The 12,532-nt window shown below is 53.1% G+C and carries 26 protein-coding genes; all 26 read right to left on the reverse strand.

Going from position 1 to position 12,532, the window contains the following annotated elements; all coding sequences use genetic code 11:
- Positions 1-10: 10 nt before the first annotated feature.
- From rpmJ to rpsJ, 26 genes are read right to left on the reverse strand one after another with little or no spacing between them, the layout of a single operon-like run.
- On the reverse strand, positions 11-124 hold the full coding sequence (rpmJ, locus tag NITLEN_RS06055; protein WP_121988708.1) for a 50S ribosomal protein L36: 114 nt from the start codon (positions 122-124) through the stop codon (positions 11-13).
- Between the two features lie 18 nt (positions 125-142).
- Positions 143-361, reverse strand: coding sequence for a translation initiation factor IF-1 (infA, locus tag NITLEN_RS06060; protein WP_121988709.1), 219 nt, complete (start codon positions 359-361; stop codon positions 143-145).
- 29 nt (positions 362-390) lie between these two features.
- Positions 391-1,155, reverse strand: a complete 765-nt coding sequence (map, locus tag NITLEN_RS06065; RefSeq protein ID WP_121988710.1) for a type I methionyl aminopeptidase — start codon at positions 1,153-1,155, stop codon at positions 391-393.
- Positions 1,152-1,808, reverse strand: a complete 657-nt coding sequence (locus NITLEN_RS06070; protein WP_121988711.1) for an adenylate kinase — start codon at positions 1,806-1,808, stop codon at positions 1,152-1,154. The genes map and NITLEN_RS06070 overlap by 4 nt, the downstream gene beginning before the upstream one ends.
- Positions 1,809-1,814: 6 nt before the next feature.
- Complete coding sequence (secY, locus tag NITLEN_RS06075; protein WP_121988712.1) at positions 1,815-3,134, reverse strand: preprotein translocase subunit SecY; 1,320 nt, start codon at positions 3,132-3,134, stop codon at positions 1,815-1,817.
- Complete coding sequence (gene rplO / locus NITLEN_RS06080; RefSeq protein WP_121988713.1) at positions 3,127-3,576, reverse strand: 50S ribosomal protein L15; 450 nt, start codon at positions 3,574-3,576, stop codon at positions 3,127-3,129. The genes secY and rplO overlap by 8 nt, the downstream gene beginning before the upstream one ends.
- The gene (gene rpmD / locus NITLEN_RS06085) at positions 3,573-3,791 is read right to left on the reverse strand and encodes a 50S ribosomal protein L30 (RefSeq protein WP_121988714.1); all 219 of its coding nucleotides are present in this window, start codon (positions 3,789-3,791) and stop codon (positions 3,573-3,575) included. The genes rplO and rpmD overlap by 4 nt, the downstream gene beginning before the upstream one ends.
- Complete coding sequence (rpsE, locus tag NITLEN_RS06090; RefSeq protein ID WP_121988715.1) at positions 3,791-4,300, reverse strand: 30S ribosomal protein S5; 510 nt, start codon at positions 4,298-4,300, stop codon at positions 3,791-3,793. Before rpsE ends, rpmD begins: the two co-directional genes overlap by 1 nt.
- Before the next feature lie 59 nt (positions 4,301-4,359).
- The gene (gene rplR / locus NITLEN_RS06095) at positions 4,360-4,725 is read right to left on the reverse strand and encodes a 50S ribosomal protein L18 (protein ID WP_121988716.1); all 366 of its coding nucleotides are present in this window, start codon (positions 4,723-4,725) and stop codon (positions 4,360-4,362) included.
- Between the two features lie 8 nt (positions 4,726-4,733).
- Complete coding sequence (gene rplF / locus NITLEN_RS06100) at positions 4,734-5,270, reverse strand: 50S ribosomal protein L6 (protein WP_121988717.1); 537 nt, start codon at positions 5,268-5,270, stop codon at positions 4,734-4,736.
- A gap of 24 nt (positions 5,271-5,294) precedes the next feature.
- Positions 5,295-5,690, reverse strand: coding sequence for a 30S ribosomal protein S8 (gene rpsH, locus NITLEN_RS06105; RefSeq protein WP_121988718.1), 396 nt, complete (start codon positions 5,688-5,690; stop codon positions 5,295-5,297).
- A gap of 46 nt (positions 5,691-5,736) precedes the next feature.
- The gene (locus tag NITLEN_RS06110; RefSeq protein WP_121988719.1) at positions 5,737-5,922 is read right to left on the reverse strand and encodes a type Z 30S ribosomal protein S14; all 186 of its coding nucleotides are present in this window, start codon (positions 5,920-5,922) and stop codon (positions 5,737-5,739) included.
- Between the two features lie 42 nt (positions 5,923-5,964).
- Positions 5,965-6,618: a 50S ribosomal protein L5 gene (gene rplE, locus NITLEN_RS06115; protein ID WP_121988720.1), complete on the reverse strand. Its 654-nt coding sequence runs from the start codon at positions 6,616-6,618 to the stop codon at positions 5,965-5,967.
- A 15-nt stretch (positions 6,619-6,633) separates the two neighbouring features.
- Positions 6,634-6,963: a 50S ribosomal protein L24 gene (gene rplX, locus NITLEN_RS06120; RefSeq protein ID WP_121988736.1), complete on the reverse strand. Its 330-nt coding sequence runs from the start codon at positions 6,961-6,963 to the stop codon at positions 6,634-6,636.
- A 21-nt stretch (positions 6,964-6,984) separates the two neighbouring features.
- Positions 6,985-7,353 (reverse strand): 50S ribosomal protein L14, encoded by a 369-nt coding sequence (rplN, locus tag NITLEN_RS06125; protein WP_121988721.1) that lies wholly within the window; start codon positions 7,351-7,353, stop codon positions 6,985-6,987.
- A 42-nt stretch (positions 7,354-7,395) separates the two neighbouring features.
- A complete protein-coding gene (gene rpsQ, locus NITLEN_RS06130) occupies positions 7,396-7,659 on the reverse strand; it encodes a 30S ribosomal protein S17 (protein ID WP_121988722.1) in 264 nt (87 codons plus the stop codon).
- Between the two features lie 12 nt (positions 7,660-7,671).
- Complete coding sequence (gene rpmC / locus NITLEN_RS06135; RefSeq protein WP_121988737.1) at positions 7,672-7,875, reverse strand: 50S ribosomal protein L29; 204 nt, start codon at positions 7,873-7,875, stop codon at positions 7,672-7,674.
- A gap of 39 nt (positions 7,876-7,914) precedes the next feature.
- Positions 7,915-8,328 (reverse strand): 50S ribosomal protein L16, encoded by a 414-nt coding sequence (gene rplP, locus NITLEN_RS06140; protein ID WP_121988723.1) that lies wholly within the window; start codon positions 8,326-8,328, stop codon positions 7,915-7,917.
- Positions 8,329-8,340: 12 nt separating this feature from the next.
- Positions 8,341-9,012: a 30S ribosomal protein S3 gene (rpsC, locus tag NITLEN_RS06145; protein ID WP_121988724.1), complete on the reverse strand. Its 672-nt coding sequence runs from the start codon at positions 9,010-9,012 to the stop codon at positions 8,341-8,343.
- Between the two features lie 42 nt (positions 9,013-9,054).
- The gene (gene rplV, locus NITLEN_RS06150) at positions 9,055-9,417 is read right to left on the reverse strand and encodes a 50S ribosomal protein L22 (RefSeq protein ID WP_121988725.1); all 363 of its coding nucleotides are present in this window, start codon (positions 9,415-9,417) and stop codon (positions 9,055-9,057) included.
- A 51-nt stretch (positions 9,418-9,468) separates the two neighbouring features.
- Positions 9,469-9,756, reverse strand: a complete 288-nt coding sequence (gene rpsS, locus NITLEN_RS06155; RefSeq protein ID WP_121988726.1) for a 30S ribosomal protein S19 — start codon at positions 9,754-9,756, stop codon at positions 9,469-9,471.
- Positions 9,749-10,591, reverse strand: a complete 843-nt coding sequence (rplB, locus tag NITLEN_RS06160) for a 50S ribosomal protein L2 (RefSeq protein WP_121988727.1) — start codon at positions 10,589-10,591, stop codon at positions 9,749-9,751. The genes rpsS and rplB overlap by 8 nt, the downstream gene beginning before the upstream one ends.
- Before the next feature lie 25 nt (positions 10,592-10,616).
- Positions 10,617-10,910, reverse strand: coding sequence for a 50S ribosomal protein L23 (locus NITLEN_RS06165; protein ID WP_121988728.1), 294 nt, complete (start codon positions 10,908-10,910; stop codon positions 10,617-10,619).
- On the reverse strand, positions 10,907-11,530 hold the full coding sequence (gene rplD, locus NITLEN_RS06170) for a 50S ribosomal protein L4 (protein WP_121988729.1): 624 nt from the start codon (positions 11,528-11,530) through the stop codon (positions 10,907-10,909). The genes NITLEN_RS06165 and rplD overlap by 4 nt, the downstream gene beginning before the upstream one ends.
- Positions 11,531-11,533: 3 nt before the next feature.
- Entirely contained in the window at positions 11,534-12,154 is a 621-nt protein-coding gene (rplC, locus tag NITLEN_RS06175) for a 50S ribosomal protein L3 (RefSeq protein WP_121988738.1), read from the reverse strand.
- Positions 12,155-12,183: 29 nt separating this feature from the next.
- Positions 12,184-12,495 carry a 30S ribosomal protein S10 gene (rpsJ, locus tag NITLEN_RS06180; RefSeq protein WP_121988730.1) on the reverse strand — a complete coding sequence of 104 codons (312 nt, stop codon included), beginning with the start codon at positions 12,493-12,495 and terminating at the stop codon, positions 12,184-12,186.
- Between the last annotated feature and the right edge of the window lie 37 nt (positions 12,496-12,532).

The following is a 12,532-nucleotide window of genomic DNA, read 5'->3' on the forward strand; positions in this document are numbered from 1 at the left end:
CTGCCCGGTGTTATCCCTGACGTTGCTTGTGCCTGGGGTTCTCACACAAAATTCGCACGACACCCCGGCGACGAACGACCATACATTTGGCACAAATCGGCTTGACTGAAGACTTTACTTTCATGACGCGTCAGCGCTCCTACTACTTGAAACGGTAAGTGATTCGGCCTCTCGTCAAATCGTATGGAGACATCTCCACCGTGACTTTGTCGCCCGGAAGAATTCGGATGAAGTGCATCCGCATCTTTCCAGAAATATGAGCTAGAAGGATATGACCATTATCAAGTTTCACACGAAACATGGCATTGGGTAATGTCTCTGCTACCGTTCCCTGTATTTCGATAATGTCTTCTTTTCCCACGTACTCCCATTCCTCTATCTGTACTGCAATTATGCGGCGTTTCGTACTCTCTGACTGAGTACCAGCGCCGGACCAGTCGGCTGAATTGCTATTGTATGCTCAAAGTGGGCTGAAAGGCTACCGTCAGCCGTCACCGCCGTCCAGCGATCCTCCAGCACACGCACTGCACTGCCGCCCACATTGACCATCGGCTCGATTGCCAGGACCATCCCGTACTGCAAACGTGGCCCCTGCCCGGCCTTTCCATAGTTGGGAACCTGAGGCTCTTCATGAAGTTGACGACCAATGCCATGGCCGACAAACTCCGTCACGACCGAATATCCAGCGGCTTCAACGTGCCGCTGTACTGCATGAGAAATATCGGTCAATCGATTCCCGACAATCGCCTTCTGAATACCTAGGTCTAGTGCCTCTTGCGTCACCTGAATCAGTCGAGCCACCGATTCGCTGGTTTCTCCGACCGCCACAGTGACGGCCGAGTCCCCATAAAACCCACCGACAATCGCACCCAGGTCTAGCCCGATGATATCGCCGTCCTTCAGCTTCCGTTTCGACGGAATTCCATGAACCACCTGTTCATTCACGGAAGCACAGAGCGTCTTTGGGTAACTGCGATACCCTTTAAATGCCGGGATCGCCCCACGATCACGAATAGCTTGCTCGGCAATACGATCAAGATCGTCGGTTGTCACGCCTGGCCGCACAGCGCTCCTCACGACTTCTAGCGCTTCAGCAACCACCTTCGACGCCTGAGCCATCACATCAATTTCTGCAGGCGTCTTGAGAATGATCATACTTTCTTATATGGCGTCAGCACTCTCGTCAAATTCTGATAGACCGCCTCGACCGCACCCGCACCATCTAGCTGCGTCAAGAGATGCTTGGAATCATAGTACGCAATCAACGGAGCAGTTTGTTCTTCATAAACCCGCAGCCGCGTTTCAATCGCATCGCGCTTATCATCGCTGCGCTGCACGAGCGCTTCGCCACATCGATCACAGCTATCACTCTTCTTCGACGGTGCAAACTCGACGTGGAAGGTGGCCTGACATTTTGGGCAACTACGTCTGCCACTGAGCCGACGAACCACATCTTCACGCGATACTTGAAAGTTGATCACGCGATCAAGACGAATATTATGCTGTGAAAGAACATGGCCCAATTCTTCAGCTTGCGGAACGGTCCGTGGAAAACCATCAAGCACGAAACCATTGGCACAACTTGGATCGCTTAGCTTGTCACGGACCAACCCGATGACGACAGAATCAGGAACCAACTTTCCCTGATCCATATAACTCTTGGCATCTTTCCCAAGAACCGTCTGCGCCCGAACTGCTTCTCGCAGCAAATCACCCGTCGAGATCTTGGCGATTCCAAATTGGGCGGCAACCTTCTCTGCCTGCGTGCCCTTCCCCACTCCTGGGGCGCCAAGAAAGACGAGACGCATTACTGATTACCCGTTCCTGCCGCGTAACGGAGCCATCCCCTTGCCTAGAAACCCCTCATAGTTACGCATCAACATATGAGACTCGATCTGCTGAGCCGTATCCAACCCTACTCCGATGACGATCAAGAGGGACGTCCCACCGAAATAAAACGGCACGTTCATCTTATAGATCAAGAATTCAGGAATAACGCACACAATGGCAAGATAGATAGCCCCAGCGAATGTAATCTTTGTCAGCACATTATAGATATAGTCGGAAGTCCTCTGTCCAGGCCGAATGCCAGGAACAAATCCTCCGTACTTTTTCATGTTGTCAGCCATATCAACAGGATTCAAAACCACGGCCGTGTAAAAGAAACAGAAGAACAGGATGAGCCCGACATACATGAGCGTATAGAGTAAAGATCCTGGCGCAAGCTGCGCTCCAATCGCCTTTACCCAAGGAGTCTCGAAGAAGCCCGCAATCGTTGCCGGGAATGCTATAATCGATGAGGCAAAGATCGGTGGAATGACACCAGCCGTATTAATCTTCAGCGGAATATGTGTACTCTGCCCACCAAAAACGCGACGCCCTACGACACGCTTTGCATACTGAACAGGTATCTTCCGACGCCCGCTTTCAAGAAAGACAATCGCAGCCACCACGGTGACCATCAACACAGCAAGACCGACCAGCAAGATTATATTAAGCTGTCCGACCTTGTAGAGATCAAAGGTCTGGGCTACTGCTGCTGGCAGACGGGCAACAATGCCTGAGAAAATGATGAGCGAAATTCCGTTACCGATTCCGCGTTCGGTAATCTGCTCGCCGAGCCACATGAGAAAGCCAGTACCGGCCGTGAGCGTAATGACCGTCATCAGACGGAAGGCCCATCCTCCGTTCAACACGAAGGCGCCTTGGTTCATTTGCTCAAGTCCAATCGCAATACCAAACCCCTGAATCAATGCGATAACGATCGTCCCAAAGCGGGTGTACTGAATAATTTTCTTGCGACCACGCTCCCCCTCTTTCGCAAGCTTCGAGAGGTGCGGCACAACCACGGTCAGCAACTGTAGAATAATAGACGCACTGATATAGGGCATAATGCCCAATGCGAAAATCGTCAGTCTGGAGAGTGATCCGCCCGAGAAGATGTCCAAGAATCCGAGGAGCGCGCCACCCTGCTTTGCCAAAAAGTCGGAGAGCGCATCGCCATTGATGCCAGGTGTAGGAATGTGAGCTCCCACTCGATAGACAACGAGCATCCCCAGCGTAAACAGGACTCGGGTCCTTAGCTCAGGAATCTTAAAAATATTCTGGAAGCTGGTAAAAAGTCGCTCAAGCACCGCCGATAACCTCGACTCGCCCACCGGCAGCTTGGATCTTAGCCTTGGCTGATTCGCTGAATTTATGCGCCTGAATGACCAACGGCTTGGTCAGCTCACCGTTTCCTAAAATTTTAATCTGCAAGCGCTTGCGCTTGACCAGCCCTGCATCCACCAACGCCTGCGGCGTCACAGTCGAAGGACCGGTCCAGGTTTCAAAGCTCTTCAGATTCAAAACATTGTATTCAGTTCTGAATGGGTTCGTGAAACCAAACTTCGGCAAACGACGAACCAGCGGCATCTGACCGCCTTCGAAGCCAGGCCGTTTCCCGCCGCCAGATCGCGCCTTAATACCCTTGTGACCCTTCGTGGCGGTCTTTCCATGACCCGATCCAGGACCGCGGCCGATTCTCTTTCGCTTCTTCTTCGCACCCCGTGCCGGGGATAAATCGTGCAAATTCATGGTTTCCCCACCTCAAGCAGATACCCAACCTTCTTAATCAATCCACGAACCTGTGGGGTATCAGGATGAACCGCTGTTTGTCGAATGTGGCGAAGCCCAAGTCCGCGCAATACGAGCCGATGCGTCTGGGGCGTCCCAATCGGGCTCCGCCGCAGAGTCACTCGCACGGCCGGGACCGTCGCCTTCTCTGTTTTCTCAGTTTTTGCAGTAGCCATTACGCACTCGCCCTTTCAAGTCGCTCCCCTGCAGCCTCTCGTCGAAGCCTCAGCACTTCCTCAGGATTGCGCAATTGACTGAGTCCCGCCAACGTGGCTCGAACAGTATTGAATGGATTGCCTCGGCCAAGCGTTTTGGCAATGATATTATGCACGCCGACCGCTTCAACAACGGCTCGCACGGCGCCACCCGCAATAATACCGGTACCGTCAACGGCTGGCTTCATGAGAACATGCTCGGCGCCGAACAACCCATGCACATCATGAGGAATCGTTCCGCCCTTGAGCGAGACATGCACGAGATTCTTCTTCGCCTGCTCGACCGCCTTGGAAATGGCCACCGGCACTTCAGCCGCCTTACCTTTTCCAATGCCGACCCAGCCATGACCATCACCGACCACGACAAGGGCGCAGAAGTTAAATCGCTTGCCGCCTTTCACAACCTTGGCTACGCGGTTGATGAAAACAACCTTGTCTTTCAAATTCAATTCGTCTGGATTAACTCGCACGCAATCCCTCTCTTCTTCCTTCCCGCCAGAAACAGGCAGGACTCACAGGAGTGAGCGTTCTAAAACTGGAGTCCACCCTCACGCGAGGCTTCGGCAAGGGCTTTAATTCGACCATGATACAGACGTCCACCGCGATCAAAGACAACGGTCAGCAGATTTGCCGCCCTTGCTCGATCGGCCAACAGCTTGCCCACCGCCTTTGCGGCTTCCATACTGCCGGTAGACTTCAATGTCTTCCTCAGGTCTTTATCAAGCGACGAGGCGGCAACCAAAGTTGAACCGTTCAAATCGTTGATCACCTGTGCGTAGATATGCGAGCGGCTTCGAAACACATTGAGCCGCGGGCGCTCGGTGGTTCCTATTACACGCTTGCGAACGCGCTGTCTTCTCTGCTCGAGTTGTCTTGATTTTTCTGCTGTATTCATCGTCGCCCCTATTTCCCCGTCTTCCCTTCTTTCTTACGCAAGACCTCGCCCATAAAACGGACACCCTTTTGCTTGTACACATCGGGGGGCTTGATCGCACGTAAGTTTGCCGCTACCTGACCGACTAATCGCTTATCGAATCCCTTGACATTAATGAGCGTCTGTTTGTCGACTTTGACTTCGATCCCGGCAGGAATTTGAAACAGGACGGGATTGATGTAGCCTACATTGAAGCTCATCGTCCGGCCCTGGAGCGCCACCTTGTAACCGACCCCGGTGATCTCCAATGACCGCTCATAACCCTTCGACACTCCAAGAACGATGTTGCTCAACTCGGCACGAGCCAAACCATGAAGAGCGCGGACGTTGCGATCTTCGCTCAAGCGATTGACAAGCAGCTGGCCATTCTCAACCACGGCGCCAAGCCCCTCTTCAAGAGGCCAATCCATTTTACCCAATGGACCCTTGACCGAGACCTTGGGTCCCACCACTTTCACTTCTACTCCCGCAGGAATAGCAATCGGCATTTTCCCAATCCGCGACATGTTCTCTTCCTTGTCTTTACGCTGCTACCAGACTGAGCACAACACTTCACCGCCCAGGCCATTTTTCCGCGATTCCTGGTCGGTCATGATCCCCTTCGACGTCGACAGAATCGCCATTCCGATTCCGTTTCTGACCTTGGCGATATCCTTACTGCCAACATAGACACGACGACCTGGCTTGCTGATCCGCTGCAACCCTGTGATCATCGGCTGACCTTCATTGACATAGCGCATCTGCACTGTAAACACCGGATGTCCATCCTCAACGGCGTCAGCAATGTCATGGACATAGCCTTCTTGCTTGAGAAGCTCAAGAATGGCACGCTTAAGCTTGGAGGCAGGGACAGACACCGTATCATGACGGCGCTGCGAACCATTTCTGAGGCGAACAAGAAGGTCACTAATTGGATCAGTCAACATGCTATTCCCTTTTCTTTCCAGTCCTAACGTCTCAGAGCTTCCGCTACTACCAACTAGACTTGCGCACGCCAGGGATATCCCCGCGGAGGCTCAAGAGGCGGAAACAAATTCTGCACATGTGAAAGCGAGTTAAAAAGCCACGCACCCTACCACACAATGGGCACCGATTGTACGACCGGCACGCAAATTTTGGCTTTTTTGCCGCTTTATTCCGTAGCGCTAAACGTGACACATGAACTCCTTCTGCTCAGTTACGTGCGTAGGCCTGAAATCTCTATGCCCGAAACGGCATTCCGAGATGCTTCAGCAAGGCCTTCCCCTCGTCGTTGGTCTTCGCTGTCGTGACAATCGTGATATCCATCCCATGAATGGAGGCCACTTCGTCGTACTTGATTTCCGGGAATATCAACTGCTCTTTCACACCCAACGTATAGTTACCGCGGCCGTCAAAGGATTTCGGCGAGACACCGCGAAAATCACGAATACGCGGCAAGGCCAGCGTCACAAGCCGATCAAAGAATTCGTACATGCGACGGCTCCGCAATGTGACCTTCGCGCCGATCGGGAGTCCCTGCCTAAGCTTGAATCCGGCGATCGCTTTCTTCGCTCTCGTGACAACAGGCTTTTGCCCGGTAATCGTCCCCAGCTCGGTCACTGCGCTCTCGAGCAACTTCACGTTCTGAATGGCTTCACCCATTCCGACGTTGAGAACGATGCGCTCCAACTTGGGAACCTGCATCACGTTCTTGTATCCGAACTCCTTCATGAGCGTCGGGATGACTTTCTCCTGATAGGCATCACGAAGTCGAGGCTTAAAGCTTGACTCATGACTATTCTCGTCTAATTGCTTAGGCGCAGCCTCCGCGTCCTTCTTTGAGGACTTTCGCTCGGAGGGTTTACCTGCCTTACCTTTTTCAACCTTCGCCATTCCGTGCTCCTCAGACTACTCGAAAGTCTCGTTCGATTTCTTACTGAACCGCGCCCGCCGACCGTCCTCAAGTCGACGAATACCCACACGCGTCGGCTTTTGCGTCACGGGACAGACATACATAACATTGGAGATCGCCAACGGAGCCTCTCGCTCCAAGATTCCGCCCTGCTTGACCTTTTGGTTCGGTTTGGTATGGCGCTTGATGATATTCAGCTTTTCCACAATGACCTTGCCGGCCGTCAAGTCTACGGACAAAACCTTCCCGGACTTTCCGCGCTCACGCCCTGTGATCACGACGACCGTATCGCCTTTTCGAATTCTGCTTTTCCGAAGTGCTTGCACGACAACCCCCACCACGTGTCCCTACAGCACTTCAGGTGCCAGGGAGATGATCTTCATAAATTTCTTCCAACGCAATTCACGTGCGACCGGACCAAAAATACGAGTCCCGATCGGTTCCCCTTCTTTATTGATCAAGACACAGGCATTCCGATCAAACTTGATGTAGGAACCGTCTTCACGTCGAACTTCCTTGGTGGTCCGCACAATCACCGCACGACTGACATCGCCTTTTTTAACGCTGGCATGCGGAATAGCTTCCTTCACCGCGACGACCACGATATCTCCCAGAGACGCATACCGACGACGCGTCCCCCCGAAGACATGGAAGCACATCGCCTGCTTCGCCCCGGAGTTATCCGCCACATCCATATAACTATAGTTCTGAATCATGCTAGCGCTCTTTCCTTACCTTAGAGTCACAACCACATCAAACTATTCTGCTCGGCCCTTCTGAATCACCTCGACCACACGCCAATGCTTATCCTTGCTGATCGGACGAGTCTCAACCATGCGCACACGGTCGCCGATCTTACAGACATTCTGTTCATCGTGCGCCTTGAACTTCGAGATTCTCCGCAGGACCTTGCGATACAGCGGGTGCGTCACTGAGCGCTCAACGGAGACCACCACGGTCTTGTCCATCTTGTTGCTCAACACACGCCCGACCCACTCACGCTTCTTGACAGCATCAGACATAATCAGAACCCCTTACCCTTTCGTCTCAGCCTGAGAGACTTCCTGCAAAACGGTCTTTACCCGAGCAATCTCACGCTTGGTCTTCCTGATCTGCATCGGATTCTCCAGCCGTCCGGTGCCCAGCTGAAAGCGCAAGCCGAATAGCTCTTGCACCAACTGCTTTTCCTTTTCGACCAGCTCCGGAGCCGTCAATTGCCTTAACTCTTTCAAATCCAACGCCATGTCACCTACTCCTCGAACCGCTATGAAATCTGATTAAAACTCACCACGGGCCACGCACTTGGTAGCCACCGGCAATTTGTGCGACGCGAGCCGGAAGGCCTCCTTCGCCACATCCAACGGCACGCCATCCATTTCATACAAAATGCGACCAGGCTTCACAACGGCCACCCAGTATTCAGGGTTTCCTTTACCTTTACCCATACGAGTTTCCGCCGGCTTCTTAGTAATCGGCTTATCCGGGAAAATTCTCGTCCACACCTGGCCACCACGTTTTACAAAACGAGTAATGGCAATACGCGCAGCTTCGATCTGCCGGCTGGTCACCCATCCAGGCTCAAGCGCCTTCAGACCAAATTCGCCGAGCGTAATCTGACCGCCGCGATAGGCCTTGCCTCGCATACGGCCCTTCTGCATCTTTCTAAACTTGACTTTCTTTGGCGCTAACACAGTGCGTTCTCCTTACCCGATCCGCCGTTCGAGGAACGAATCTGACTTGACCGGTTGAGCTGGCAGCAACTCTCCCTTGAAGAGCCACGTTTTCACACCGATCTGTCCCATGGTTGTATGCGCTTCAGCAAACCCGTAATCGATATTGGCACGAAGCGTATGTAGCGGCACCCGACCTTCGCGATACCATTCGGTGCGCGCGATTTCCGCCCCGCCAAGACGCCCCGCCACCATAATCTTAATGCCCTGCGCGCCCAGTCGAAGCGCGGACTGTACACTGCGCTTCATCGCCCGGCGAAACGCCACCCGCTTCTCAAGCTGCGTGGCAACATTTTCACTTACCAGCTGGGCATCCAGCTCAGGCTTCTTGATTTCCTTCACCGTGATATAGACCTGGCCGCCGTACTGCTTCTCAAGATCGGCTTTGAGCTTATCGACTTCAGCGCCCTTCCGACCGATGATGATGCCCGGACGCGCCGTGTGAATAATCACGCGAGTCTGGTCGCCAGAACGCTCAATCTCAACCTTCGAGACACCGGCATGAAACAGCCTGGCCTTCACGACCTTGCGAATCTTGATGTCCTGATGAAGGAGCTTGGCGTAATCCTTCCCGGCATACCACCGAGAATTCCACGTGACGTTATAACCAAGCCGGTACCCGATTGGATGTGTTTTCTGACCCATAAAATCTTGCCTCAGTCTGCCCTAGCTAGATGGTGATCGTTGTTATGCTGACTTCTTCGCATCGCCGAGCGATGGCGCGGCGACAACCACAGTAATATGACTCGTGCGCTTATGAATCGAATTTGCGCGACCCTGTGAGCGAGCCCGAAACCGCTTTAATGTTGGTCCGCCGTTCACAAAAGCCTTGGAAATTACCATCGACTCGCTATCGCCCATCTCCTTCTGCTCGGCATTAGCCACTGCAGAGCGGAGAATCTTTTCAACGACACGCGCAGCCTGCCGAGGCGTGAGCTTCAACATCGCGAGCGCCTGGGGAACCTGCTGGCCGCGAATCATGTCGATCACGGGCCGAGCCTTCCGAGGAGCCACTCGAACAAATCTGAGAATCGCACGTGCTTCAGTCATATCCTTATCCTTTACCCATTCGCAGAGCGGACTGCCGACCAGACCGACAGACTACTTAAGCGCAACAGCCTTTTCCGTCTTAGCCTGACCGTGTCCCTTAAAAAACCGAGTCGGAGCGAACTCACCGAGTTTATGACCAACCATGTTCTCAGTCACAAACACCGGGATAAACTTCTTCCCGTTATGCACCGCAAGCGTGTGGCCGATCATATCCGGGATCACCGTCGAACGGCGCGACCAGGTCTTGATAATCTTTCGATCTTTCGTCTCATTCATATGCTCGACTTTTTTCAGCAAATGATCATCGACGAAAGCACCCTTACTAATTGATCTAGCCATTGCGTACCCCTGACTTACGTCGCGCGATAATGAACTGATCCGTCTTCTTATTCTGTCTTGTCTTATAACCCTTGGTCGGCTGGCCCCATGGAGACACAGGATGAGGATTACCCTGACCAGACTTACCCTCTCCTCCACCATGAGGATGATCGACCGGATTCATAACCACACCACGAACGTGAGGGCGCTTTCCCTTCCACCGAGTCCTGCCAGCCTTACCGACGCTCACGTTTTCGTGATCGACATTGCCGACCTGACCGACCGTCGCCATACAGCCCGACAACACCTTGCGCATTTCCCCTGACTTGAGGCGAATCTGAACATAGTCCCCATCGCGCCCCATGACCTGCGCAGATCCACCGGCGCTACGAATTAATTGGCCACCCTTGCCGACCTTTAACTCGATATTATGAATGGTCGTTCCCAATGGCATGCTTGAAAGCGGAAGCGCATTGCCTGGCCGCACTTCTGAATTGACCCCAGACTGCACCGTCATGCCAACAGTCAAACCAACAGGAGCCAAAATATATCGCTTCTCACCATCGACATAATTCAGCAACGCAATGCGGGCAGAGCGATTCGGATCATATTCAATCGAGGCCACCTTTGCCGGAACCCCAACCTTATCGCGCTTAAAATCAATCTTCCGATACAATCGCTTATGGCCGCCCCCACGAAAACGAACGGTCGTGCGGCCGTCCGTATTGCGCCCACCAGTTCGAAGATGGAATGCCGTGAGCGATTTTTCAGGCTTCTTCTTTGTCAGCTCTTCCGTCGTAACGGCGGTCATTCCTCGACGCCCGGCCGACGTTGGCTTATACGTTTTCAATCCCATAACGAAATCCTACCTTCCCTCAACCCTATGCACTTTCGTACATTTCAAGCTTTTCGCCCTTTTGCAATGTCACGAATGCTTTTTTCCAATCAGACCGCTTGCCAGAGAAACGACCAAGCCGTTTGACCTTCCCCAAGACATTCATAACATTCACCCGCGCCACCTTGACCTTCAGCAAGGTCTCGACAGCCTGCTTGATCTGCACACGGTTCGCATCAGGATGAACAATAAATCCAACCGTATTAGTCGTCTCACGAATCGACGTCAGCTTTTCGGTCAATAGCGGCTGAACAAGCACGGCATGCATATCGAGCTTCATGACCACACCTCTGTCACACGGGCAAGCTCCCGCTCGTGAATAACCACCACACCAGCTCGAACAACATCGTAGACATTCAACTGATCGGCACTGACCACTTTCACGGATGACAAGTTACGAGCCGCTTGAAGCATGGCAACTTGCGTATCCGCCGCCACCAACAAGGCCGTCTCTCCCAATCCAAATTGATCCAATGCCTTCGCCAACAACTTTGTCTTCGGCTGTTCAAGAGCGAAATCAGATACTACAATGACTTTTCCATCAATCAGCTTAGCCGACAATGCGCTTTGCAACGCGGCGCGATACTTCTTCTTTGGCATCGTGTAGGCATAGCTGCGAGGCTTCGGACCAAACACGCTCCCGCCGTGACGCCACACAGGCGAACGCACCGACCCGGCGCGAGCCCTGCCCGTATGCTTCTGCTTCCATGGCTTCTTTCCGGATCCACTGACTTCACCGCGGCGCAACGTCGACGCCGTCCCCTGGCGCTCACAGGCTCGCTGCATGACGACAGCTTCGTGAACCAAGGATGCGCGAGGCTCACACCCGAATACCGCCTGCGGCAAATCAACCGTCCCGACTTTTTTGCTATGCAAATCTACGACATCGACCGTGGGCATGTCCTAACCCTTCTTCGACTTTCTGACGACAATAAGACCATTCGTCGCACCGGGAATGGCACCGCGAACGAAAAGCAAATTCTCTTCAGGCCTTGAGTCCACAACTTTCAGCCGTTGGACCGTGACCCGCTCTGCACCCATGTGACCAGGCAGCGTCTTCCCCTTCCAGACTCGCGACGGATACGAACTCGCACCCATGGAGCCAGGATGGCGATGGAACATCGAACCGTGAGACTCAGGACCTCCAGCATAATTATGCCGTTTCACGACACCCTGAAATCCCTTCCCCTTCGAGACGCCCACGACATCAACCCAGTCACCCTTCTTAAACATGCCGACCGTGACAGAGTCTCCGACCGTAACATCTCCGACTTTCTCAAACTCACGAAGCACTCGAGTAGCCGGCGCTTGCTGCTTTTTTAAGTGCCCCAGTTCAGCCTTGGAAAGCTTCCGCTCCTTGACTTCCCCATAGGACAATTGAACAGCCTCATAGCCATCGCGCTCTTTGGTCTTGATCGTGACGACGCGGCACGGACCAGCCTCAATCACCGTGACAGGCGTCAGACGGGTCTCGTCAAACACCTGCGTCATCCCCAATTTTTTGCCCAACAACCCGTTTGTCATCTCGTTCAACCCTTCAATCAAACCCGATGTCACAACTTGATTTCGACGTCCACTCCAGCCGCAAGATTCAGCTTCATAAGTGAATCCATCGTCTCCGGAGTAGGCTGCATGATATCGAGAAGCCGCTTATGTGTCCGCATTTCAAACTGCTCGCGGGATTTCTTGTCAACGTGCGTCGATCGCTGCACGGTAAACTTCTCGATCTTGGTCGGCAAAGGAATAGGGCCGACAACTTTTGCCCCACTACGCCTGACTGTTTCGACGATTTCCGCCACCGATTGATCGAGCACACGGTAGTCAAATCCGCGCAACCGGATTCTGATTCTTTGATCAACCTTCACGCTCAACTCCCCATTCTATCGGCTAAAAAAACTGCTC

Origin of the sequence: Nitrospira lenta, from assembly GCF_900403705.1 — a bacterium.
Taxonomy (GTDB): Bacteria; Nitrospirota; Nitrospiria; order Nitrospirales; family Nitrospiraceae; genus Nitrospira_D; species Nitrospira_D lenta.

Bases quoted from the DNA above. Each gene is read 5' to 3' on its own strand.
- map (WP_121988710.1), bottom strand. From the start codon at position 1,155: ATGATCATTCTCAAGACGCCTGCAGAAATTGATGTGATGGCTCAGGCG.
- rpmJ (WP_121988708.1), bottom strand. From the start codon at position 124: ATGAAAGTAAAGTCTTCAGTCAAGCCGATTTGTGCCAAATGTATGGTC.
- rplO (WP_121988713.1), bottom strand. From the start codon at position 3,576: ATGAATTTGCACGATTTATCCCCGGCACGGGGTGCGAAGAAGAAGCGA.
- rplE (WP_121988720.1), bottom strand. From the start codon at position 6,618: ATGGCGAAGGTTGAAAAAGGTAAGGCAGGTAAACCCTCCGAGCGAAAG.
- rplC (WP_121988738.1), bottom strand. From the start codon at position 12,154: ATGACAAACGGGTTGTTGGGCAAAAAATTGGGGATGACGCAGGTGTTT.
- rplV (WP_121988725.1), bottom strand. From the start codon at position 9,417: ATGACTGAAGCACGTGCGATTCTCAGATTTGTTCGAGTGGCTCCTCGG.
- rpsS (WP_121988726.1), bottom strand. From the start codon at position 9,756: ATGGCTAGATCAATTAGTAAGGGTGCTTTCGTCGATGATCATTTGCTG.
- rplD (WP_121988729.1), bottom strand. From the start codon at position 11,530: ATGCCCACGGTCGATGTCGTAGATTTGCATAGCAAAAAAGTCGGGACG.
- rpsC (WP_121988724.1), bottom strand. From the start codon at position 9,012: ATGGGTCAGAAAACACATCCAATCGGGTACCGGCTTGGTTATAACGTC.
- rplF (WP_121988717.1), bottom strand. From the start codon at position 5,270: ATGTCGCGGATTGGGAAAATGCCGATTGCTATTCCTGCGGGAGTAGAA.
- rplR (WP_121988716.1), bottom strand. From the start codon at position 4,725: ATGAATACAGCAGAAAAATCAAGACAACTCGAGCAGAGAAGACAGCGC.
- rplN (WP_121988721.1), bottom strand. From the start codon at position 7,353: ATGATTCAGAACTATAGTTATATGGATGTGGCGGATAACTCCGGGGCG.
- rpmD (WP_121988714.1), bottom strand. From the start codon at position 3,791: ATGGCTACTGCAAAAACTGAGAAAACAGAGAAGGCGACGGTCCCGGCC.
- NITLEN_RS06165 (WP_121988728.1), bottom strand. From the start codon at position 10,910: ATGAAGCTCGATATGCATGCCGTGCTTGTTCAGCCGCTATTGACCGAA.
- rpsH (WP_121988718.1), bottom strand. From the start codon at position 5,690: ATGTTGACTGATCCAATTAGTGACCTTCTTGTTCGCCTCAGAAATGGT.
- rplB (WP_121988727.1), bottom strand. From the start codon at position 10,591: ATGGGATTGAAAACGTATAAGCCAACGTCGGCCGGGCGTCGAGGAATG.
- NITLEN_RS06070 (WP_121988711.1), bottom strand. From the start codon at position 1,808: ATGCGTCTCGTCTTTCTTGGCGCCCCAGGAGTGGGGAAGGGCACGCAG.
- rpsQ (WP_121988722.1), bottom strand. From the start codon at position 7,659: ATGTCTGATGCTGTCAAGAAGCGTGAGTGGGTCGGGCGTGTGTTGAGC.